This is a genomic window from Rahnella sp. PAMC25617 (assembly GCF_050606005.1).
Classification (GTDB): Bacteria; Pseudomonadota; Gammaproteobacteria; order Enterobacterales; family Enterobacteriaceae; genus Rahnella; species Rahnella variigena.
Genome location: NZ_JBOCUM010000003.1, coordinates 457,565 through 480,425, shown reverse-complemented (window position 1 = coordinate 480,425; position 22,861 = coordinate 457,565). Strand labels below are relative to the sequence as shown.

The following is a 22,861-nucleotide window of genomic DNA, read 5'->3' as shown; positions in this document are numbered from 1 at the left end:
CTCCTTAATATTACAGGGAATCGATCATTCCCAATTTCAGCAAAGATTTTTCTATTTCGCTTATCCATTCCTCAGGGCAGGGTTTCACACGTTTTTCAGGATCTTGTCGATTATGAGCTTGTCGTGTGGTCAAGCCATGCATTGCTTTGACATGCGCAATCCAGCAAGGAGTGTGAATAGTTTTACCCGTTCTGGACTTCACATCCGCAATTATTTCTTTATAAGTAGCCATCTTTTCCTCCATAAAAACTTCCTGGAACCCACCTCGCAACTTCAACGACTTACTTGGTCAGCCCTTCTGATTTCCGATATAATCTACACCGCTGCGGCACAATCCGCAGCCGAGTTTCGCAGCTCGTGTAATCTGAAGGCGGCACCTCACGTTGAGAGTGCCGTCGCTTTGACGCAACTATTGAAAATGTGGCTGTAATCCACAAGCAGTATCTCAATGGTGGCTCAGGCGGGGCAGCCTTCGGGCTGGCCGGTAGCCTTCAGAACCGGTACTGCGAACCTCGTCTGGGCTACCACCAAAGGGTTTCGCAGCTCCCGTGGTAGTGATTAACTATCTGAAGGAGCAATCCATGAATACTCTCAACGACTGGCATCCCGCCGATATCATTGCAGCACTACGCAAGAAAGGCACCACGCTGGCTGCGGTATCACGCGCTGCGGGGCTGAGTTCTTCCACGCTTTCTAATGCACTTTCCCGACCCTGGCCCAAAGGAGAGATCCTGATTTCTCAGGCAATCGGTGTACCTCCGTACACTGTCTGGCCGAGCCGTTATTATGACCGGCAGGGTAAGCTGGTTCATAGAACCGCGCGGGTTACTGACAAACAGTGTTTGCGACATGAATTAGACGGGCAAGACTGATAAATAGTTATCAGTGCAAAAGATGCAATAAGGGAGCCAGTAGGTAGGCTCCCTTATAAAACAGTCGGTAAGATTTTTCGAGTTACTTAATCAGGTATGTTGTCCAGCCGAAAGCCGAACACCTGCAGCACGTGTGAGTTCAGTTAGCGTACCGATAGTTGGGTTACCATTTTCTGATAACGCTCTGTAGATATGCTGCCGCGTTATACCGGATTTTTTAGAGATTTCACCGACTCCACCGCGTGCTTCGATGACCCGACGTAATGCCGTGAGGAAGGCCGGAACGCCACCCTCTTCGTAGATTTCTTCTAACGCCGTTTGCAGATAAATTTCAGCATATTCCGGATTGGCGCGGAGCGTCTCAATCATCTCTGCATCACGGCTTACTGATGCAGGGATCGAATCACCTGCGGTGTCTTTCGCGTTCATGGTTTTTGCCTCTTCCTGAAGTCAGCCAGATATATCAATATCCCGCGTTACTGTCTCTTATAAAAGACAGTAACGCAAGCGCACGGATTTTCCCTTATCCCACTCACTCAATCTCCGGCAGTCCCTCAATCAGTTTATCCAGTGTCACCGGATAATCGCGCACCCTGATGCCTGTGGCGTTATAAATGGCATTGGCGATGGCGGCGCTGACGCCACACAGGCCCAGTTCGCCGACGCCTTTGGCTTTCATGGGGGAAGAAACCGGGTCGGTGTCGTCGAGGAAAATCACTTCCTGATCAGGGATGTCGGCGTGAACCGGCACTTCATAGGCTGCCAGATCGTGATTCACAAAATATCCCAACTCTTTATCGATATTCAGCTCTTCGGTCAGCGCCGCGCCGACGCCCATGGTCATCGCGCCGATCACCTGGCTGCGTGCCGTTTTCGGGTTAAGTATCCGGCCCGCAGCGCAGACCGCCAGCATGCGGCGGACACGGGTTTCGCCGGTCGCGATATCTACGCCGACTTCCACGAAATGCGCGGCAAAGGTCGATTGCTGAAACGTTTTGTCCAGCCCGCCGAACTCGATGGTGTCTTCCACGGTGAGGGTTCCGCTGGCTGCGGCTGTGGCGAGCGGGGCGGTGCGCTCGCCCTGACAAATCAGTTCATCGGTAAACACGGCGTCATCCGCATTAAACCCGAGCTTTTCAGCGACAGCTTCGCGCAGTTTCACGCAGGCGGCGTACACCCCGGCGGTGGACGTATTCGCACCCCACTGGCCGCCGGACCCGGCAGACACCGGGAAGTCGGAATCGCCCAAACGCACGACCACTTTTTCCAGCGGAACGCCCATCATCTCGGCGGCGGTCTGGGCGATGATGGTGTAACTGCCGGTGCCGATATCAGTCATATCGGTCTCCACCGTCACGATGCCCTGCGCGTCGAGATGCACCCGCGCACCGGATTTATCCAGCAGATTGTTACGAAAACCCGCCGCGACACCCATACCGATCAGCCAGCGTCCGTCACGAACCTGTGCCGGTGTGGCGTTACGCCGGTGCCAGCCGAATTTATCTGAGCCGGTGCGCAGGCATTCGATCAACTGACGACGTGAAAAGAAACGCTCGGTATTGAGCGGATCGACCTGCGTGTCGTTCAGAATACGAAACTCCACCGGATCAACGCCGGCTTTCTCCGCCACTTCGTCGATAGCGATTTCCAGCGCCATCAGACCAGGCGCTTCGCCGGGAGCGCGCATGGCGTTGCCTTCGGGCAGATCCAGCTGTGCCAGCCGTAACCCGGTCAGGCGGTTTTTGCCCGCATAAAGCAGTTCACTCTGCTGCACGGCTGTCTCCGGTGTACCACCGGGCAGGTTGCCCGACCAGCTTTCGTGGGCGATGGCAGTGATGCGGCCTTTTTCATCCGTGCCGATGCGGATGTGCTGAATAGTGGCCGGACGGTGCGTGGTGTTATTAGGGATCAGCGGTCGCGGCAACATCACTTTCACCGGTCTGTTCGCGGCACGCGCCGCCAGTGCCGCCAGCACGGCATCGCTGCGCAGAAACAGTTTGCCGCCGAAACCGCCGCCGATGTACGGCGAAATCACCCGCACCTTCTCTTCGGGAATATTCAGCGTTTTGGCAAGTTCACTGCGACACCAGGCGATCATCTGGTTCGAGGTGCGCAGGACCAGCTTGTCGCCTTCCCAGACGGCCAGCGAGGCGTGCGGTTCCATCGCCATATGGCTCTGATCCGGCGTCGTATAAATGGCGTCATGCTGCACCGGCGAGGCGGCGAAGGCGCTGGCGAAATCACCTGCGGTTTTGTCTGGCGTATCTTCCGGCGGCGTGGTGACGGCAGGCTTTTGCTCCGCCAGGCTGTACGCACCTTGTTCACGCTGGTAATCAACGTTGATCAGTGACGCGGCGGCGCGTGCCTGTTCGAAGGTCTCCGCCACAACCACGGCAATCGCCTGATGGTAGTGCTCAATCTGCGGGCCGCCGAGCAGTGTGGCGGCGTTCATGTCGCCTTTGCCCAGCTTACCGGCGTTGGCCGCCGTGACGATCGCCAGCACGCCGGGTGCGGTTTCGGCGTCATGCAGATCCATCGCGATGATACGGCCTTTGGCAATGGCGGCACCAAGGACATAACCATAGGCTGCGCCCGGTACTTCATTCTGCCATTCGTAAGCGTAGGGCGCGGTGCCGGTGGTTTTTAGCGGACCGTCGATGCGGTCATGCGCACGACCGACCACTTTCATCTGGTCGATCGGATTGTCAGTTGCAGGCGTGTCGAATTTCATTTGTTATGCCCTCGCTTCAGTCAGCACGGAGGCGAGCGTTCGCTTCGCCAGTATCAGCTTGAACGCATTCTCAGGTGTCGGTTGCGCAGCGGCGAACAACCGCGCGTAAACCTCTCCCGCACCGTTCGCCACCTGTGCATCGGCTTCTGCCAGCCTCCAGGGTTTATGCGCCACGCCGCCGAGTGCGACACGACCAGTGCCGTCGGGCTGTACGATGGCAGCAACGGACACCAGCGCAAAAGCGTAAGAGGCGCGGTCACGGACTTTGCGGTAAACATGCGTGCCTCCCGCAGGGGGCGGCAGGATAACGGCGGTGATCAGTTCACCTGTGGCCAGCACGGTTTCCAGATGTGGCGTATCGCCCGGTGCAAGGTAGAAGTCGGCCAGCGGAATGAGGCGCACCGCGCCGTCAGGGTTGATGGTTTCCACTACGGCGTCGAGCAATTGCATCGCGACGGCCATGTCGCTCGGGTGTGTGGCGATGCAGGCCGCGCTTGCGCCGACGACGGCATGCTGGCGGCTGAAGCCCCTGATGGCCGCACAACCACTGCCGGGCTGACGTTTATTGCACGGCTGGTTGGTATCGTAAAAATACGGGCAGCGGGTACGCTGGAGCAGGTTACCGGCGGTAGTCGCCTGATTGCGTAACTGGCCGGAGGCTCCCGCCAGCAGCGCCCGCGACAGCACGGCATAGTCGCGGCGGATGCGCAAATCAGCGGCCAGATCGGTATTACGTACCAGCGCGCCAATGCGCAAGCCGCCGTTGCCGTCGGGTTCAATGGTATCCAGCGCCAGACCGTTGACGTCGATCAGATGGGAAGGTTGCTCGATCTCAAGTTTCATCAGATCCAGCAGGTTGGTGCCGCCCGCAATAAATTTTGCACCGGGATGCTGTAAGGCACTGCTGGCGGCGCCGGCGGGCGTCTTTACCCGTTCATAGGTAAAAGCCTTCATGGTTTTTGCCCTCCGGCGACGTCTTCAATCGCGGCAAGAATGTTGGAATACGCGCCGCAGCGGCAGATATTGCCGCTCATACGTTCGCGGATTTCTTCTGCGGTACGCGCAGGAGGGGAAACCAGATCCAGCGTGACGTGGCTGGGAATGCCGCTTTCGATTTCCTGTAACACGGCGACTGAGGAGCAGATCTGCCCCGGCGTGCAGTAACCGCACTGGTAGCCGTCGTGTCTGATAAATGCGGCCTGCATCGGATGCAGGTTGTCAGGCGTGCCAAGACCTTCAATAGTGGTGACGTCGGCGTCCTGATGCATCACCGCCAATGTCAGGCAGGAGTTGATACGGCGGCCATCGACGATAACGGTACAGGCACCGCACTGACCGTGATCGCACCCTTTTTTAGTGCCGGTCAGTTGCAGGTTTTCGCGCAAGGCGTCCAGCAGGGTGGTGCGTGTATCCACGACCAGCTGGCGGATCTGGCCGTTCACTTTCATTTTAAGGTGGGACTGATGTGTTTCATTGTCATGGTTGCTCATGCCAGACCTCCGGTATTACAAAATTTGAATCCAAAAAGGGGGTGACTTCGCGGGTGCCTTTGCGGCATTTTTTTATCACGAAGCCTTAAGCATAGTCGGCGATGGCGTTGGGATTAATCCTGAAGTCCGGCTTCTTCAGTTTGTTCCTCTTTTAGTCCTGCTTTTTTCCCTTAACTGGCTTCGTCAGTTCCCGCGCATAACGGATGAAATCCGCCAGAGCTTTGTTTTTCAGATGCCGCTGCCAGCTGAGCGTCAGCGTGGTGGTCGCACCGGGATCGGTCAGGAAGCAGTAATTCACATCGGGGATCATCACTGAACGCTGGGTTTCCGGGACTAACGTCACGCCCATGCCCATCGACACCAGCCCGATCGCCACCGACACATCGCGTGTGAACTGAATTTTCTGCGGCACGAATCCGGCCTGCTGACAGGCATTTATTGCTGACCAGCCGAGGCCAACGCCCGGCGGATCTTTCTGGATAAGGAACGGCGAATCTGACAGCGAGGAGAGCGAAATTTTTTGCCCGGAGCCGAGCGGGTGGCTGCGTGGCAGCACCGCAATCAGCGGACGGGTAGCAACGTCGAGATATTCCAGCTCAGGAAACTGCGGCACCGGTGAACGCACCAGCGCGATATCCAGCTGATAATTGAGCAAAAGTGTTAGCTGCTCGTGAACGTTATGTTCTTCAATGACAATATCAATATCGGGTTTATGTTTGCGGTAACCATTAATTAACAGCGCGAGGGCCGGATCCAGAATCGACGATCCGACATAACCCAGTTTGAGTTGTCCTTTATGTCCTAGCCGCAAACTGCGGGCGTTCTCGAGGAATTTCTCGTAGTGGGTGATGGCGATGCGCGCTTCTTCTACCAGTTGCTGCCCCTCGAAGGTCAGCGCTACATGGCGCTTATCACGGGTGAAAAGGGGGATCCCCAGAGACTGTTCCAGTGCCTTTATTTGCTGGCTTAATGCGGGCTGGGCGATGTTGAGTTGCAGCGCAGCTTTACCAAAATGCAGTACTTCCGCCAGCACCACAAACGAGTGTAATTGTCGGTAATCCATATGTCCTCCGGTGCATTTCCTCATAATAATCCCTTATTAAAAAGCCGCGTATTGTTATTGGACTCTTATCACCCATTCTTTGCAAACTGGCGGGGTAGCGGCGATGAACAGCAGGCCGCTGTATCCTCAATGACATGAATTAAAGGGGCATGAGATGTCTGAAGAAAAAACAAAAGTGACTGATCTTCGTTCCGCGCTGGAGGTGTTGAGCCAGTACGACGACGAACTGATCTACACCGATGAACCTGTAGACCCGATTGCGGAGTTATCCGGTGTATACCGCTACGTTGGCGCACACGGCACCGTCAAACGTCCGACTCAGGTGGGGCCGGCGATGATCTTTAATAAGGTCAAAGGGTATAACGACATGCGGGTGCTGATTGGCCTGCTGTCTTCGCGCAAACGTGTGGCGCGTTTGTTTGGCACCACGCCGGAGAATCTGGCGTTTATGCTGAAAGATTCCGTATCGAATCCCATTCCGCCGATTGTTATTCCGCGTGAAAAAGCGGTCTGTCAGGAAGTGGTTCATCTGGCGACCGATCCGGATTTCGACATTCTGAAAATCCTGCCAGCCCCGACCAATACGCCGGAAGATGCGGGCCCGTATTTCACCCTCGGCATGTGCTACGCCGCTGACCCTGAAACCGGCGAGCATGACGTGACCATTCACCGCCTGTGCGTGCAGAGCAAAGATGAAATCTCCATGTATTTTGTGCCCGGTCGCCATCTGGATGTGTTCCGTCAAAAAGCCGAAGCCGCAGGCAAAGCGCTGCCCATCACCATCAGCATCGGCGTTGATCCGGCGATTGAAATTGGTGCGTGTTTTGAGCCGCCAACTACGCCGCTGGGCTTTGATGAACTGTCCATCGCAGGCAGCCTGCGTAATCAGGCCGTGGAACTGGTGGATGCCCTGACCGTCAATGCGCGGGGTATTGCCAACGCCGAAGTGGTTATCGAAGGTGAACTGGTGCCGAACTACCGTGTTCGCGAAGATCAGAACACCAATACCGGCAAAGCGATGCCTGAATTCCCGGGTTATACCGGTGCGGCACAGGCCGAAGTGCCGGTGATTAAAGTGAAAGCCATTACCCACCGCCGCCATCCGATCCTGCAAACCTGTATTGGGCCGAGCGATGAACACACCAATATGGCCGGTATCCCGACCGAAGCCAGTATTTTGCAAATGGTAGAACGTGCGTTGCCGGGCTTTGTGCAGAACGTTCACTGCCCGTCACCGGGTACCGGTAAATACCTCGCGGTATTGCAGGTGAAAAAACGCTTTGCGGCGGATGAAGGTCGTCAGCGTCAGGCAGCATTGCTGGCATTTGCTGCCTTCTCAGAGCTGAAACATGTGATGCTGGTGGATGAAGACGTTGATATTTTCGATCTCAACGACGTGATCTGGGCGATGACCACCCGTTATCAGGGCGATGTCAGCACGGTCTTTATTCCCGGCGTGCGCTGCCATCCGCTTGATCCGTCTTCCGATCCGGCCTTCAGCCCGTCGATACGTGACCACGGTATTGCCTGCAAAACCATTTTCGACTGCACAGTACCTTACAACCTGAAAGCGAATTTCCAGCGCAGCGAGTTCCTCGACGTGGATGTGAACCGCTTTATTCCAGGCTTTACTAAAAAATAAGAAGGCAATGGCGGAACTATGAAGTTAATGACCAGGAGTAATAACTCATGATTATCGGACCTTATATCAACGGTTCCGCCGTATTGCTTGGCGGGATTGTCGGCGCGTTACTCAGTCACCGGCTGCCGGAACGTCTGCGGACGTCGATGCCGCTGATTTTTGGTGCGGCCTCGATGTGTATGGGCGTCGTGCTGGTAGTTAAAGTCAGCCACATGCCGGTGATGGTGCTGTCAGTTATCCTCGGTGCGCTGCTGGGCGAACTCTGTTATCTGGAGAAGGGCATCGGCAAGCTGGGCAGTAAAGCGCGCAGTCTGGTGGAGGTTTTTGTGAAATCCGATCCGGGTGATCAGGCGTCTCAGGAACAGTTTTTGCAAAGCTACGTGGCGATTATCGTGCTGTTTTGCGCCAGCGGTACCGGGATTTTCGGTTCCATGCATGAGGGCATGACCGGTGATACCAGCGTGCTAATCGCCAAATCGTTCCTCGATTTGTTCACCGCCGCTATTTTTGCCACCACACTCGGTTTCGCCGTGGCGGTGGTCGCGGTGCCGCAGCTCATCATCCAGTTGCTGCTGGCGTACGGCGCAGTATTTATTCTGCCGCTGACCACGCCGGAAATGCAGGCGGACTTCTCCGCCGTCGGCGGTGTATTAATGTTCGCCACCGGTTTCCGTATTTGCGGCATCAAAATCTTCCCGGTCGCCAATATGCTGCCAGCGCTGATCCTTGCCATGCCAATATCAAGCTTATGGGTTCATTTCTTCTGATTCAGACCATTTCCGCTATCACCCGCCACTCAGCTTCTTCCGGCAGAGAGCTTCCTGTCTCTGCCGAATTGCCTCCCCTGTTTTGATACCGTTCCCTATTCCCCTCCCTAATCGATGAATTCATTCACGACTAAAATAATGATAGTCATGATTTTTTTCTGGTTATATAAAGTGCAGGTTTTTTAAAGATATTGGTTCTGCCGTCAGCCGGGGGCAAAAATATTCAATATTCCTCTGAGGCCGTGCAGGAGGTCTACCCGCACGGTTTCAGGCTGATAGGACAAACGTAATAATGAATTATTCGCGCCAGTGCTCTGGTCGCATCAATGCCTGAGCACATTGAATATTACCCTTTGCATTAAAGGGATTGGCTGAAAGACCCTGCGTCATCCAACAATCTTTGAGGTGTTCCGGAATAAAGTATGGAGCATGATAACCTTTACTCCCTGCGTCAGGCTCGAAACCATGGCGCGGGTAATATCCGGCATGGCCCAGAACGAAGACCCTCAGACATCCGATTTCCTTAAGCTGACGAATCCCATGATTAATTAGAAAACCTCCTACCCCAAATCCCTGATATTCCGGTATGACTGCTAGTGGAGCGAGCAGGTGCATCAATGGCGATGCGCTATTACCCTGAAAGGTTACCCGTGTGAAAAGAATATGTCCGACGGCCTTTCCGTTATGTTTAGCCATCAGCGATAGGGTTGGAAATGCTGTTTCGTCAATAAGTAAATCAGCTACCAGATCAGCTTCTTTCGCGAAACCAAAAGCACATGTTTCCACTTCTCTGATATCGCTGGCGTCCTGAGATTTCGTCACGTGTAAGGTGAATTCATAATTTTTCATAGTGCTTTCCTTTTTTTTTCGCCAGTTAACGGTTATCAGATTGTGAGCGTACGTTATTGAGTCCGGCGGTATTGATGCGGTAGGGCTGACCCTTAACTGACTTAATCAGTTTCCTGGCTTTAAGTTTTTTGAATATGGCAAGAGTGCAGTCGCTGAGTAATTGTCCTTCGCGGGTATAGCATTCAATGGATAGCACGCGTCCTGAAGTATCGCGGATATATGCAATACATCCACCTTTAGCAAGAGTGTGTAAGGTTCGTTGTTCCTGACGAGATAAATTCATACTGAAAAACCTGTTAATCATCATGTGCAAAATTTGCAAACATCCGGCAGATGTCCGCATTCGATTTCAGCGCATTGATAATCAATTCAGCCCAAAAGGTGGGTTAACTGATTATCTGATGATTACATTCTCCAGCATCGGTGCCTCAGTGAGAGTTGAAGGTATTTGGGATTTAAGCCGAAAAGAGTAACACGTATTTACTGTGTGGATTTAAGCGCGTTTGAAAAATGTGACCCTCTTGGCAATTGCCAGTCACCACGCCATCAGATAACTCCTCGGCGCGACATATGGAGTAATGGTTTCCCCCGGCATTGGAATGCAAATAGCAGCTTTCAATATTCGCGTGATACTGGATCTTCCGCAGCAGATGCGGTGGCGCTTTCCTGAAAGCTGAACGCCTGATAAACGAAGCCAAAACAGCACGCCTTTTAAGAATACGGGAGTAGATAACCGGAAGCGGCGGGGAATAGAATCCTCCGTCGCTTATTCTTTTTATGAAGGCTCGTTATGAAAAAATTCTTTTTTATCATCATGGTTTCAGCACTGGCGGGTTGTGTCAGTGAGCACCCTAAACCGGAAAGGCATCAGATCGGGATGGCGAATCCGGCGGCGGTCTATTGTCATGAGAAAGGCGGCAGATCGGTGAGTGTGCAAACGCCGCACGGTGTCCGTGCCGACTGCGTATTTGCAGATGGCCGGGGTATCGATGAATGGGAACTGTACCGCAGGGATCACGGATAATAATCAACGAGCCAGGCACAGGCAAACAACCCGATTTCACGTTTATCTGTTCACGACGGGATGTGATACTTTGAACCCATTAGCGTGCCGGTGAGAGCAACTCATCGCTTTGGATTCAGAACAGCACAGAGGGTTTATGGCGGTCATTTCCCAACACATTATTGAGCAGGCAAAACACTGGCGCAGGGACTTCCATATGCGCCCGGAACTGGGGCTGAATGAACATGGCACCGCAAAAATAATCAGTGAGCTGTTGCTGTCATTTGGTCTTGAAGTTCACACAGGGATTGCGGAAACCGGCGTTATCGCCACGTTGCGAAACGGCGAAGGGCCGTCCATTGGCTTGCGCGCAGATATCGATGCGTTACCTATTCATGAACTGAATGATTTCGCTCACCAGTCGCAAAACCCGGGGCTGATGCACGCCTGCGGTCACGACGGGCATACGTCGATTTTGCTGGGTCTGGCAAAACATCTTAGTGAGAACCGCCATTTTCGCGGCACGGTGCATTTCATCTTCCAGCCAGCAGAAGAGAATTTCGGTGGCGGTGAAATGATGGTGAAAGAAGGGCTGTTTGAACGCTTCCCGATGCAGGCGGTTTACGCGCTGCATAACTGGCCGGGCTTGCCGGTCGGCGAAGTGGCAGTCAGTCAGGGGCCGATGATGGCGTCGCAGGATAATTTCTATATCACCCTCACCGGAAAGGGCTGCCACGCGGCGATGCCTGAACTCGGTGCCGATCCGGTGGTGGCTGGCGCGCAACTGATTTTATCTCTGCAAAGTCTGATTTCACGCCGTCTGTCGCCGCTGGAACAAACGGTGATCAGTCTGACCCAGCTTCAGGCCGGTGAAGCGATCAACGTGATCCCGGAAACGCTGCAAATGTCGGGAACACTGCGTTGCCTGAGCAGTAAAACCCGTGAAACCTGCTGGCAGCTGATTGAGGAATACGTCAAAGCGGTGCCGCAGCCGTTTGGTGTGAAAGGGGAAGTGCGCTGGGAATATGGCTATCCGGTGACGCAAAATCATGCGGCGCAGGCGGATATTGTGCGTGTCGCGGCGGAGAACACGCCGGGCATTCAGAAAGTGCATTTCAACAATGCGCCGTCGATGGCTGCCGAAGACTTTGCCTATTTACTCGAAGCCTGTCCGGGCGCGTACTTCTGGTTAGGTGCCGATGGCGCTACGCCGTCAGCGTCTTTGCACAGCCCGCGTTATGACTTTAATGACGATATTATTCCGCTGGGTATCGGCGTGCTGACAACGCTGGTTGAGCGTGAATTAAAAGCATAACGCCCGCGCCGCGCATACAAAAAGGCCGGACATTTTACAGATGTCCGGCCTTTTTCATGACATTGACCCGTCCTGATTAGCGTTGATTACACCCGGAAATGTCCTACGGCGATGGCTAGTCCGGTTGCCTGTTCCTGCAACGCCGACGCGGCGCCGGTGGATTGCTGAACCATCGCCGCGTTCTGCTGCACCATGCCGTCGAGCTGGGTGATGGCGCGGTTAATTTCGTGAATGCTCTGCATCTGTTCCTCAGACGCGTGAGTGATTTCCAGCATCGCGCTGCTGACATTCGCCACATTACTGACGATCTCACTCATGCTGTCGCTGGCCAGCCGGACCTGCGCTGAACCCGATGCCACGCTGCTGACGGTAGATTCGATCAGCACTTTGATCTCCTTCGCCGCCTGTGCGCTGCGCTGTGCCAGACTGCGCACCTCGCTGGCGACCACCGCAAAACCACGGCCTTGTTCACCTGCGCGCGCGGCTTCTACCGCGGCATTCAGCGCCAGAATATTGGTCTGGAAAGCGATGCCGTCAATAACGCCGGTAATATCGCCGATTTTCGACGACGCCGTTTCAATGCTTTCCATTGTCGTGATGACTCTGGTCACCACTTCGTCACCGCGTGTGGCGGCTTCAGAGGCCGATCGCGCCGTGCCGGACGCCTGTTTAGCGGAACTCGCCGACTGAGAAACCGTGGCAGTGATTTGCTCCAGCGACGCCGCTGTTTGTTGCAGGCTGGCCGCCGCGGATTCGGTACGCCCGGACAAATCGTTATTCCCTGCGGCAATTTCATCGGCGGCAATTTTGACCGATTCGCTGGTGGTGCGGATCTCCGACATTACCTTGCTGAGTTTATCGACAAAGGTGTTGAACGCCTGCGCGATTTGCGTCACCTCGTCGTGGCCGTCCGTTGGCAGACGTTGCGTGAGGTCATCTTCGCCGGAACTTATGGCGTTGAGTGTATCCCGCACCACAGAAAGGCGGCGGAAGGATTTGCTGATAATCAGCCCGATCACCGCAGCCGAGAGCAGCACAATCACCATCAGCGTAATCACCGAAGACGTCAGCAGGGATCGCATACCCGCCGTGGACTCTTTCTGATCCTGCGCCACCAGTGTGTACCATTCCGTGCCTGCCACCGGCATGGCGCGCACGCGTTTCACCACACCATTGAGTTCAATATCCTGCGGTGAATTCGCCGCTAACAGCGCCGGTAAATCCACGCCTTGCGCCAGTGCAGTAAAGGGCTTCAGCGCCAGACTGGCGTCAGGATGTGCAATGATAACGCCGGATTTATCCACCAGCATGCCGAAACTGCCTGGCGTCGGATGAACGGTATTAACGTTATTCACCACGCTGTCCATCGATACATCGCCCGCCACAATCGCTTTCAGCGTGCCAGATTCCATGACAGGCACGGCGAAAGTCACCACCAACTTACCGGTTCCGGCATCAATATACGGTGGCGTGGCAACCGGATGTCCGGCGTCGGCTGCCTGCGTATACCACGGGCGACCGGTCGGATCGTAATCTGCGGGCACACCGGTCGGATCGGAGAACTTCGCGGTTTTATTCGCGTATCCGACGTAGACGTTAGTAAACCCACCTGCGCTGGCGATCTGTTTGAGAACCGGGATCGGATCTTCCGACAGCGCAACCTGTTGCAGTGAATCGATCATCCGTGTTTTAGAACTCACCCAGTCGCTGATCCCTTGCGTGTGGCTGGAGGTCAGCGCGTTCAGCGTACTGTCAGTCGCCTGACGGTTGTATTTGTTAGCAACGGTGTAACTGAGGAACGTATTGATAACCAGCGAGCACGCTACGATGGCGATACAGGCGGTGATAATGCGCGAACGGATAGTCTTTAGCATGGGCGTTTCCCTGGAAGGAATCTTAAGTTTTTGGTATCGGCAGGAAAGGGAAAAACTTGAAGTCGATCACAAAAAAATCTTAGCGTTAAATTACCTGCTTGTTTAAGTGATACGCATAAGGTGTTGTTGTATAAGAATAAAAGTTAAATAACCATGGTATTTGTAAGGTTTATTGAGTTTAATAAGTTGAACAATGCGCTTATCTCTCATCAACCTGCACACCATGGATGAACTATGACCAAAATGGACTTTTCCCAAACCGCGGCCTTTATCTGGTCAGTGGCTGATTTGCTACGTGGTGATTTCAAACAGTCGCAGTACGGACGCATCATTCTTCCCTTTGCCTTGCTCCGCCGTCTGGAATGCGTGCTGGAAAACAGCAAAGACGCGGTCGTGATACAGGCGCAAAAAGTACATGCGATGGCGTTGCCGGAAGACGCGCAGGAAAAGCTGATTTTGCGCGCCACCGGCGGACTGGCGTTTTTCAACACCTCGCCGATGAACCTCAGCAAGCTTGGACAAAAAGACACCCGGGATAATCTGGAGAACTACATTCAGAGCTTCTCCACCGATGCCCGCGAGATTTTTGAACACTTCAAATTCAGCGAATTTATCAGTCAGCTCGACGAAGCCAATTTGCTGTATAAAGTGGTGCAAAAAGTCGCAGCGACCGATCTCAGCCCGGCGGCGGTATCCAACCACGATATGGGGCTGGTGTTTGAAGAACTGATCCGCCGTTTTGCCGAAGGGTCCAATGAAACGGCGGGTGAGCACTTTACGCCGCGCGACATTGTGCGCCTGACCACCGCGCTGGTGTTTATGAAAGATGATGAGGCGCTTACCCGCGACGGGATCATCCGCACCATTTACGATCCGACGGCGGGTACGGGCGGCTTTTTATCCGCGGGGATGGAATACCTGCACGAGCTGAATCCGAACGCCGTGATGCGGGCATTCGGACAGGAACTGAACCCGGAATCCTACGCCATTTGCAAAGGCGACATGCTGATCAAAGGGCAGGACGTCAGCCTGATTAAACTCGGCAACACACTTTCCAATGATCAGCTTCCCGCCGATAAATTTGACTACATGCTCTCCAATCCGCCGTTCGGTGTGGACTGGAAGAAAATCGAAACCGAGATCAGCGACGAACATACCCTGAAAGGTTTTGATGGCCGTTTTGGTGCCGGGTTACCACGTGTTTCCGACGGTTCGCTGCTGTTTCTGTTGCATCTGATCAGCAAAATGCGCGACGGCGGCAAAGAGGGCGGCGGCCGCATCGGCATTATTCTTAACGGTTCGCCATTGTTTACCGGCGGGGCGGGCAGCGGTGAAAGCGAAATCCGCCGTTACATCCTGGAAGCCGACCTGCTCGAAGGCATCGTCGCGCTGCCGACCGACATGTTCTACAACACCGGCATTTCGACCTATGTGTGGATCCTGTCGAATAACAAAGACAGCGCACGTAAGGGCAAGGTTCAGCTGATCGACGGCTCAAACCTGTGCGGTAAAATGCGCAAATCGTTAGGGTCGAAGCGTAATCTGATGGGCGAAGATGACATCAGACTCATCACCCGCACCTTTGGTGATTTTGCGGTGATCAATCCGACCCCGCTGTATGAGCTGGGATTAGAGAAAGCGCCGGAACAAAAATCCAGCCGTGGCCGTCAGTCCGCCAGCAGTAAAAAAGACGCGCCAAAAACCTTCGCCAGCAAAATCTTTAACAGCACCGATTTCGGCTACCGTCGCCTGACGATTGAACGTCCGCTGCGCCTTTCTGCACAAATCACCGATCAGGCCATTGCCACTTTACGTTTCGCGCCGAAGCCGTTTAACGCGCCGATGGAGCGGTTGTATCAGGATTTCGCCGCGCCGTGGAATGCGCAGATTTATGGCGATTTTTCGCAGGTAGAAACCGAAGCCCGCGCCATCATTAAAGCCGATTTCCCCGAGCTAAAAGAGAAGCAGATTAAAGACCTGCTCGACCCCAGACTGTGGCTGGCGCAACGCACGCTGATGGAGAAAGCCCGTCAGATCCAGATGGCCTTTGGTGCAACTGACGGCGGTAAACACAGCGTCAGCAACGATTTCAATCAGTTTGATCACTCACTGAAAACCGCGCTCAGTGTTGCTTGCGTGAAGCTCGATACCAGAGAGAGAAAGCAGTTTATCGACGCAATCACCACCAAAAATCCGGCAGCCGAACCGGTGGTGAAGAAAGTCCTGAAAGAGAGTGAACAGCCGCTGTATGGCGCGTTCCGCTACAAAGGCAACGTGGTCGAGTTCGAACCTGACGGTGATTTACGCGATAACGAAAACGTCCCGCTCGATCCCTCCGTTGCTACCAGCCAGCTTATCGAAAGCTATTTCGACCGTGAGGTAAAACCGCACGTCAGTGACGCCTGGATCAATGCCGACAAACGCGATACGAAGGACAACGAGATCGGCGTCGTCGGTTACGAGATCCCGTTCAACCGCCACTTCTATGTCTATCAGCCGCCACGCGACCTGAAAGAGATCGACGCCGACCTCGATGCCATCAGTGCCGAAATCATGGCGCTGTTGCAAGAGGTGCATTCATGAGCGGGCGGTATAAGGCGTATGGGGAATATAAGGATTCCGGGGTTGAGTGGCTGGGGGAAATACCTAAGAGTTGGAAAGCAAAGCGGTTAGCTGCTTTTTTTGAAGAACGCAGAGAGAAAGTAAGTGATAAGGATTATTCACCTCTATCTGTCACAATGAAAGGCATTGTCCCGCAACTTGAAAATGCAGCAAAAACTGAAGCTGGCGATAATAGAAAATTAGTTTTAAAAAATGATTTTGTAATTAACAGTCGTTCAGATCGAAAAGGTTCCTCAGGAGTATCTTCTCTTGTTGGTTCTGTTTCACTAATTAGTATTGTTATGGTACCAACGAGGATTTATCCGTACTTCGCCCATCACTTACTTCGAAGTTATTCATTCCAAGAGGAGTTTTATCGGTATGGAAAGGGGATTGTTGCTGATTTATGGAGCACCAACTCTTCAGAAATGAAAAATATTCTAATACCTGAAGTTCCGATGCGAGAGCAAGAAGCTATTGCCGCCTTCCTCGATCACGAAACCGCCAAAATCGATACCCTGATCGACAAGCAGCAACAACTGATTGAACTGCTAAAAGAAAAACGTCAGGCGGTGATCAGCCATGCGGTGACCAAAGGGCTGGACCCTGATGTGCCGATGAAAGATTCGGGAGTTGAGTGGTTGGGGGAAGTGCCTGAGCATTGGAAAGTAATTTATATTAAGCACTTATCTGAGGTTAAAAGGGGAGCAAGTCCAAGGCCGATTGATGATCAAAAATATTTTGATGAAGAGGGAGAATATGCATGGACTCGTATTGCAGATGTATCTCTGGCTGGAATGTATCTGAAAGATACTCAACAACGACTTTCAAGTTTAGGGTCATCTTTGAGTGTGAAACTAGAACGTGGTGAACTCTTTCTAAGTATTGCTGGTACTGTCGGTAAACCGTGTATCACTACTTCAAAAGCTTGCATTCATGATGGGTTTGTATATTTCCCTTCTTTGAAAATTAATAACAAATACTTATTTTATATTTTTGATGCTGGGCAAGCCTATCTTGGTTTAGGCAAGATGGGAACACAATTGAATTTAAATACGGACACTGTTGGCTGTATTAAGGTTGGATTACCTCCGAGCCTTGAGATACATGAGATTGTTTCTTATATAGTAAAACAAAAAGAAAAATATGATCTACTAATTTCAAGTGCATACGAGTTTATTGAATTAATACAAGAACGCCGTACCGCCCTGATTTCCGCCGCTGTCACCGGCAAAATAGACGTGCGTGACTGGCAGGTTCCTGCCACGCAAACCGAATCCGACGAGGTGATGGCATGATGTCGGATCCGACCAAAGAACGGATTTTTCAGGATGAGATAATCGCGCAGTTGTGCGCTAACGGCTGGATCACCGGTAAACCGGACGGCTACGATCGCGAGCGGGCGCTGTATCTGCAGGACGTTCTGACCTTTGTGCACACCACGCAGCCGAAAGAGTGGGAGAAGCTGGCGCGGGTGTATCCGCAGGATACCGAACGTCATTTCCTCGATGCGCTGGTAGCGCAGTTAAGCAAAGCCGACACTAACGCCACGGACAAACTTTCGCGTACTTACGGCACCCTCGGCGTATTGCGTCACGACCTGAAGATCCGCAATGCCAGTTTTACCTTGTGCCAGTTCAAACCCGAGCACGACCTGAATCCCGATACGCTGACGCGCTACCGGCAAAATATCTGCCGCGTGGTGCCGGAACTGGTGTACAGCCCGTATGCCAGCCCGGAGCATTTTGCGGAAAGCGGGGTGAAAGCTAAAAGCTGGCGTATCGATCTGGTGTTGTTCGTCAACGGTCTGCCGGTCGCCACCCTGGAGCTGAAATCCGAGTTTAAGCAAACGGTGCAAAGCGCCATCGCTCAGTACAAAGACACCCGCCTGCCGAAAGATCCGGCGACCAAAAAGCCGGAGCCGCTGCTGACATTCAAACGCGGGGCGCTGGTGCATTTCGCCGTCAGCCAGTACGACGTATTCATGACCACCCGGCTGGCGGGCGATCAGACCTTTTTTCTGCCGTTCAACAAAGGCACGCCGGAAGGCGGAAAGGGCAATCCGACGCCCACCGACCAGACCCGTTACGCGACGGATTATCTGTGGAATGAAGTGTTGCTGCCCGATAACCTGCTGACCATTTTAGGCAGTTACGTGCATCTGCAAATCGATGAGAAAGAAGACTGGCAGGGACTGAAATACAAAAAAGAAGCGCTGATATTCCCGCGATATCACCAGTGGGATGTGGTGAATAAACTGGTGCGTGCCGCAACGGAAGAGGGCTGCGGACATAAATACCTGATCCAGCACAGTGCGGGTTCCGGCAAATCTAATTCGATTGCCTGGACAGCGCATCAGCTTTCGACGCTGTATAACGCCGGCGGACAAAAGCAGTTTCATTCGGTGATTGTGGTCACTGATCGCACGGTGCTGGACGATCAGCTTCAGGACACTATCTATCAGTTTGAACATGCCGACGGTGTGGTCGGGCGCATCAATAATAAGACCGGCGATGGCTCAAAAGCCGAGAAGCTCGCCGCCGCGCTGGAAAACTCGCAGCCGATTATTATCGTCACCATCCAGACGTTCCCGTTTGTGCTGAAAGCGATTGAAAACAGCGTGAGCCTGAAACAGCGCCAGTACGCGATCATTGCCGACGAGGCGCATTCTTCACAAAGCGGTTCAACGGCGCGTCAGCTGAAAGAAGTGCTGATGCTGGAAAATACCGGCGACGACGTTGAGCTGTCTTCCGAAGACATCATGGACGCCACGATGGCTGCACGACGTGGCAGCAATAATCTCAACTATTACGCTTTTACCGCCACGCCGAAAGCCAAAACGCTGGAACTGTTTGGCCGTCTTCCCAACCCGAACGAACCGGCATCTAAAACCAACCGGCCGCAGGCGTTTCATGTTTATTCCATGCGGCAGGCCATTGAGGAGGGCTTTATTCTCGACGTGCTGAAAAATTACGTCACCTATCATGTGGCTTATAAACTGGCGCAGAAACAGCAAGATGCAGATAAAGAAGTCGATAGCAAAAAGGCCGGCAGGCGGCTGAGTCAGTGGGTGCGGCTGCATGATCACAATATCTCGCAGAAAGTGAAAGTGATTGTCGAACACTATAAAAATCACGTCATGAACTTACTCGGCGGGCAGGCGAAAGCCATGGTCGTCACCAGCTCGCGTAAGGAAGCGGTGCGCTACAAACTGGCATTCGACAAATACATTATTGAAAATAATTACCAGAAAATCAGCGCCATGGTGGCGTTTTCCGGTGAGGTGGAATTCACCGAAAACGACCCGAGCAGTGACGGGCAACTGGGACAGAAATTCACGGAATCCAGCATGAATCCCGGCCTGAAAGGACGTGATATGCGCAAGGCTTTCGACAGCGACGATTATCAGGTGATGCTGGTAGCAAACAAATTCCAGACGGGATTTGATCAGCCGAAACTGTGCGGCATGTATGTCGATAAACCGCTCGGCGGCGTTGAATGCGTGCAGACCCTTTCACGCCTGAACCGTATTTACCCCCTCAAAGCCGAATCCGGCACCTTTATTCTCGATTTCTATAACCAGCCTGACGAAATCCTCGCTGCCTTTCAGCCGTATTATCAGACCGCTGAACTGATGGACGTATCCGATCCGGCGCTCGTTTTCGAGCTGTTTGAAAAGCTGCGTACCAGCGGGATTTTTCAGTGGAATGAAGTAGAACAGTTTTGCACTGCTTTTTTCAGCAAGAACAAGTCCAGCGCCGCGCTCAGCAATATCAGCAGACCGGCCGTGGTGCGCTGGGAGAAACGCTATGCCTCGGCGATTGAAGCCTATAAGCAGGCGAAAGATATGTTTGAACGCACCAAAAAAACGCAGGATCCGGTGATTATCGCCAATGCAGAGAACACCTTTAAAGACTGCAAAAAGGAAAAAGACCGGCTGGAAATCTTCAAAAAAGACCTCGGCAGCTTTGTCCGTTTCTACGAGTTCATTTCGCAGATCGTCGATTACGATAATAAAGATCTGGAGAAACTGAGCCTGTTCGCACGGCATCTGCGCCCGTTACTGCGTGAGCAAAACGTGCAGGAAGACGACGTGGATTTGCATAACGTGGTGATGAGCCATTACCGTTTATCGAAAATACGCGAGCAAAGTCTGCGGCTTGCCGACAGCAGTCGTGACGACCGGTTGCAACCCGGCAATGACGTCGGCTCGGCGAAACCCAAAGACAAGAAAGAGGATTTTCTGTCGCATGTGCTGGAGCGTTTAAACGAACTGTTTATTACCGATAATCTGACGGATAAAGATTTGATCAGCGGCTTACACACTGTTTGCGGCAAGATTTCTGAAAACCAGACGGTTATGACACAACTTGCCAATAATACGTCTGAGCAGGTGATGCTGGGAGACTTTCCAAAAGCAGTTGATGAAGCCATCATGGACTGTAACGCCGCCCAGCAGGAAATCATGCTGCAATATCTCTCCAGTCCCGCCATCGCTAAAGGCTATGCAAGAGTCATTTTAGATATGCTGAAAGCCGGTTAACACATGAATGGGCTGCGGCGAAAGCCGCAGCGACACCAACAGATACTTATTTAATCGAAGATGTTCTCTCTAAAATCGCGCTCAGTGAATTTTTCTTGTGCCAGCTAACCAGTAAACTCTGAGTCGCCCGTGTAAAGCCAACATATAACCGGCGAACAGAATTTGTAAGATCTTCACCAACCTCAATAAGATGGCTGCTGTCTATTACTGCAACTGAATTAAATTCCAGACCCTTACTGCTGGGTAATGGAATAACACATATTTTATCCTCGGAGGGATTGTATTTCTTTTTTTCATAGGAAGAGGATAAAAAATTACAAGGGATATCTTTGTTAGAAAATTCACTTTTCAAACGATCAATGATTTTTATTGAGGTGCAGATAATCGCGATGTCATTCCACTGTACTCCTCGTGAACGTTCATTGTTAATCCATGTAATAAGGTGAGAGATTTCCTCGGACAGTGAAGTAAATGATTTTATGACAGGTCGATGTCCTATTACACCAACTGCTTCCGGTTGCATAAAGGCCATATGCTCGTCGTCATGAGAGTCAAAGTATTGTTTTGAAAACGCATAGGAGAAATTCAAGATCTCTTTGGTGTTTCTATAATTCAGTTTCAGAATTGAAGTTCTGCCCAGAGCTTGTATACCAACGCTGGCGAGAGAGAAACCCAGCGCGGCTCGTTTTTTATATATTGATTGTGCATCGTCATACATGAAAAGAAGTGCATTTGTTTTTTCATCGACCATCTTAGTTATAAGAGATAACCATGCTGAATCGAAATCATGCCCTTCATCAATCAATATTGCGCCATATTGACCCACTGGAATCTGGCCATTTTCGACGCCCAGTATTACTGCATCCACCTGCAGTTCCCAGGTTTTATCTGTATTTTGAGTTTTAATATTAAATTTATCGAGCTGATTTTTGCACCAGCCATGAAAGTGAAATATTTCTATTCTGTTTGCCAAGCCGCGCTCGGCAATCAGGTTTCTAAGTTTGGCAGCAAGTGTGACATTAAAACAAATCACCAGAATTGGCGTAGAAATAGCTGCAGCAAGATGAAGGCATCTGTATAAAAGAATTAAGGTCTTACCTGAACCCGCAACGCCATGAATAACTCTATGCCCCTCACCCAAACTTCGAGCAAGAAGCTCCTGTTGGATATCCATAATTTTAATTATTTCAGGAGGTTCTGAATATGATGAACTTTGCTCCTTTGTCGTTTCTTCTCCAAACAAATCAAGTTGAGTATGGTTGATCCTGATTTCAGGGAATAAATGCCAGCGTATACGATCAATTTGTGAAGGTTCTAATGGCTTTTTAAAATCATAACGAAACATCTTCCACACTCTGTCAGAAAAATCTTGTTTACTGACAGATTCAGTCATTTCATCACTACAAATAACCTGATGAGGAGGGAGTATCTCTTCTTGTATTTCAAGGGGGATGGCCGAGTTTAGCTGTCTTCGGGTGATATTGCTGAAAACAACCCCCCAGCTATAGGGAACACATAATTTCCCTTTATATCGTTCATTATCCTGCTGTAATTTTATGTCACGTTCTAACTGATTAATTGCAGAGTAACCGGACTGACGGACCTGTTCAAAAGGATTAGATTTTATTTTGACGCCATCATTACCTTGAAACTTAACGCTACATTTGTCGATTTGCAGGATATTTTGAATTGACCAATCCTTCACTTCCAGAAACAATAATCCGCGCTCTGGATTGAGAATGATGAAATCAGGATAACGTCGCGATTTTCCAACAGGAATGTCGTACCAGCATAAGCAGTTATCATTTAGAGTTGCTTCAATTTTTCTCGCAAGCCGTTTCTCCCCGAAAGTTGATTTACCTGGGAAACTATTAATAGTTGGAATTATTTCAGCCATGATGAGCCTAAAGTTTTTAAAGTGTAATGAAAATTACCATGATAACCACTTTTTTTAAAAGGCTATTCATCATTTTATAGATGCAGTTCAGATAAATTATGCAGGTAATAATGCGAGGAATCATATAATTTATGATGAGACCCGTTTCAGGAAATACTACCAGGGTCTTTGCATGCTATTACATATTTATAAAACTTAATTTACATCTGACTCT

At 51.8% G+C, this 22,861-nt stretch carries 19 protein-coding genes; 9 read left to right on the top strand and 10 right to left on the bottom strand.

What is annotated here, in order from left to right:
* Window positions 1-10: 10 nt before the first annotated feature.
* Window positions 11-232 (bottom strand): hypothetical protein, encoded by a 222-nt coding sequence (locus tag ACM615_RS04345; protein ID WP_120163233.1) that lies wholly within the window; start codon window positions 230-232, stop codon window positions 11-13.
* Window positions 233-448: 216 nt separating this feature from the next.
* Between ACM615_RS04345 and ACM615_RS04340 the strand changes: the two genes are divergently transcribed.
* Window positions 449-562 carry an ash family protein gene (locus tag ACM615_RS04340; protein WP_112197217.1) on the top strand — a complete coding sequence of 38 codons (114 nt, stop codon included), beginning with the start codon at window positions 449-451 and terminating at the stop codon, window positions 560-562.
* A gap of 19 nt (window positions 563-581) precedes the next feature.
* The gene (locus ACM615_RS04335) at window positions 582-872 is read left to right on the top strand and encodes a helix-turn-helix domain-containing protein (protein ID WP_431011501.1); all 291 of its coding nucleotides are present in this window, start codon (window positions 582-584) and stop codon (window positions 870-872) included.
* Between the two features lie 90 nt (window positions 873-962).
* Here the strand turns inward: ACM615_RS04335 and ACM615_RS04330 are convergent, their stop codons facing one another.
* The 5 genes from ACM615_RS04330 to ACM615_RS04310 all read right to left on the bottom strand — a co-directional run bounded on the left by ACM615_RS04330 (window position 963) and on the right by ACM615_RS04310 (window position 6,156).
* Window positions 963-1,301 (bottom strand): DNA-binding protein, encoded by a 339-nt coding sequence (locus ACM615_RS04330; protein ID WP_431011500.1) that lies wholly within the window; start codon window positions 1,299-1,301, stop codon window positions 963-965.
* 103 nt (window positions 1,302-1,404) lie between these two features.
* On the bottom strand, window positions 1,405-3,603 hold the full coding sequence (gene paoC / locus ACM615_RS04325; protein WP_431011499.1) for an aldehyde oxidoreductase molybdenum-binding subunit PaoC: 2,199 nt from the start codon (window positions 3,601-3,603) through the stop codon (window positions 1,405-1,407).
* A gap of 3 nt (window positions 3,604-3,606) precedes the next feature.
* On the bottom strand, window positions 3,607-4,557 hold the full coding sequence (locus tag ACM615_RS04320) for an FAD binding domain-containing protein (protein ID WP_431011498.1): 951 nt from the start codon (window positions 4,555-4,557) through the stop codon (window positions 3,607-3,609).
* Window positions 4,554-5,093, bottom strand: coding sequence for an aldehyde dehydrogenase iron-sulfur subunit PaoA (paoA, locus tag ACM615_RS04315; RefSeq protein ID WP_113877981.1), 540 nt, complete (start codon window positions 5,091-5,093; stop codon window positions 4,554-4,556). The genes ACM615_RS04320 and paoA overlap by 4 nt, the downstream gene beginning before the upstream one ends.
* 151 nt (window positions 5,094-5,244) lie before the next feature.
* Window positions 5,245-6,156 carry a LysR substrate-binding domain-containing protein gene (locus ACM615_RS04310; protein WP_431011497.1) on the bottom strand — a complete coding sequence of 304 codons (912 nt, stop codon included), beginning with the start codon at window positions 6,154-6,156 and terminating at the stop codon, window positions 5,245-5,247.
* Window positions 6,157-6,310: 154 nt separating this feature from the next.
* Here ACM615_RS04310 and ACM615_RS04305 point away from each other — a divergent pair, with 154 nt between their 5' ends.
* Complete coding sequence (locus ACM615_RS04305) at window positions 6,311-7,798, top strand: UbiD family decarboxylase (RefSeq protein WP_132966818.1); 1,488 nt, start codon at window positions 6,311-6,313, stop codon at window positions 7,796-7,798.
* A gap of 47 nt (window positions 7,799-7,845) precedes the next feature.
* A complete protein-coding gene (locus tag ACM615_RS04300; protein WP_113877984.1) occupies window positions 7,846-8,565 on the top strand; it encodes a DUF554 domain-containing protein in 720 nt (239 codons plus the stop codon).
* 297 nt (window positions 8,566-8,862) lie between these two features.
* On the opposite strand, the gene ACM615_RS04295 is transcribed toward ACM615_RS04300, so the two are convergent.
* Window positions 8,863-9,414 carry a GNAT family N-acetyltransferase gene (locus ACM615_RS04295; protein ID WP_129639162.1) on the bottom strand — a complete coding sequence of 184 codons (552 nt, stop codon included), beginning with the start codon at window positions 9,412-9,414 and terminating at the stop codon, window positions 8,863-8,865.
* A 25-nt stretch (window positions 9,415-9,439) separates the two neighbouring features.
* On the bottom strand, window positions 9,440-9,697 hold the full coding sequence (locus tag ACM615_RS04290; protein WP_129639161.1) for a YjhX family toxin: 258 nt from the start codon (window positions 9,695-9,697) through the stop codon (window positions 9,440-9,442).
* Between the two features lie 507 nt (window positions 9,698-10,204).
* Between ACM615_RS04290 and ACM615_RS04285 the strand changes: the two genes are divergently transcribed.
* On the top strand, window positions 10,205-10,438 hold the full coding sequence (locus ACM615_RS04285) for a putative hemolysin (RefSeq protein WP_129639160.1): 234 nt from the start codon (window positions 10,205-10,207) through the stop codon (window positions 10,436-10,438).
* A 136-nt stretch (window positions 10,439-10,574) separates the two neighbouring features.
* A complete protein-coding gene (locus tag ACM615_RS04280) occupies window positions 10,575-11,732 on the top strand; it encodes a M20 aminoacylase family protein (protein WP_112290894.1) in 1,158 nt (385 codons plus the stop codon).
* A gap of 86 nt (window positions 11,733-11,818) precedes the next feature.
* Here the strand turns inward: ACM615_RS04280 and ACM615_RS04275 are convergent, their stop codons facing one another.
* The gene (locus tag ACM615_RS04275; RefSeq protein ID WP_112290892.1) at window positions 11,819-13,606 is read right to left on the bottom strand and encodes a methyl-accepting chemotaxis protein; all 1,788 of its coding nucleotides are present in this window, start codon (window positions 13,604-13,606) and stop codon (window positions 11,819-11,821) included.
* Between the two features lie 234 nt (window positions 13,607-13,840).
* On the opposite strand from ACM615_RS04275, the gene ACM615_RS04270 reads away from it, so the two are divergent.
* The 3 genes from ACM615_RS04270 to ACM615_RS04260 are packed head-to-tail and all read left to right on the top strand — an operon-like array spanning window position 13,841 to window position 20,750.
* Window positions 13,841-16,189 (top strand): type I restriction-modification system subunit M, encoded by a 2,349-nt coding sequence (locus tag ACM615_RS04270; protein WP_431011496.1) that lies wholly within the window; start codon window positions 13,841-13,843, stop codon window positions 16,187-16,189.
* On the top strand, window positions 16,186-17,505 hold the full coding sequence (locus ACM615_RS04265; protein ID WP_431011495.1) for a restriction endonuclease subunit S: 1,320 nt from the start codon (window positions 16,186-16,188) through the stop codon (window positions 17,503-17,505). Before ACM615_RS04270 ends, ACM615_RS04265 begins: the two co-directional genes overlap by 4 nt.
* Complete coding sequence (locus ACM615_RS04260; RefSeq protein ID WP_431011494.1) at window positions 17,502-20,750, top strand: type I restriction endonuclease subunit R; 3,249 nt, start codon at window positions 17,502-17,504, stop codon at window positions 20,748-20,750. Before ACM615_RS04265 ends, ACM615_RS04260 begins: the two co-directional genes overlap by 4 nt.
* Before the next feature lie 46 nt (window positions 20,751-20,796).
* Here the strand turns inward: ACM615_RS04260 and ACM615_RS04255 are convergent, their stop codons facing one another.
* Entirely contained in the window at window positions 20,797-22,647 is a 1,851-nt protein-coding gene (locus tag ACM615_RS04255) for a 3'-5' exonuclease (RefSeq protein ID WP_431011493.1), read from the bottom strand.
* Window positions 22,648-22,861 lie beyond the last annotated feature (214 nt).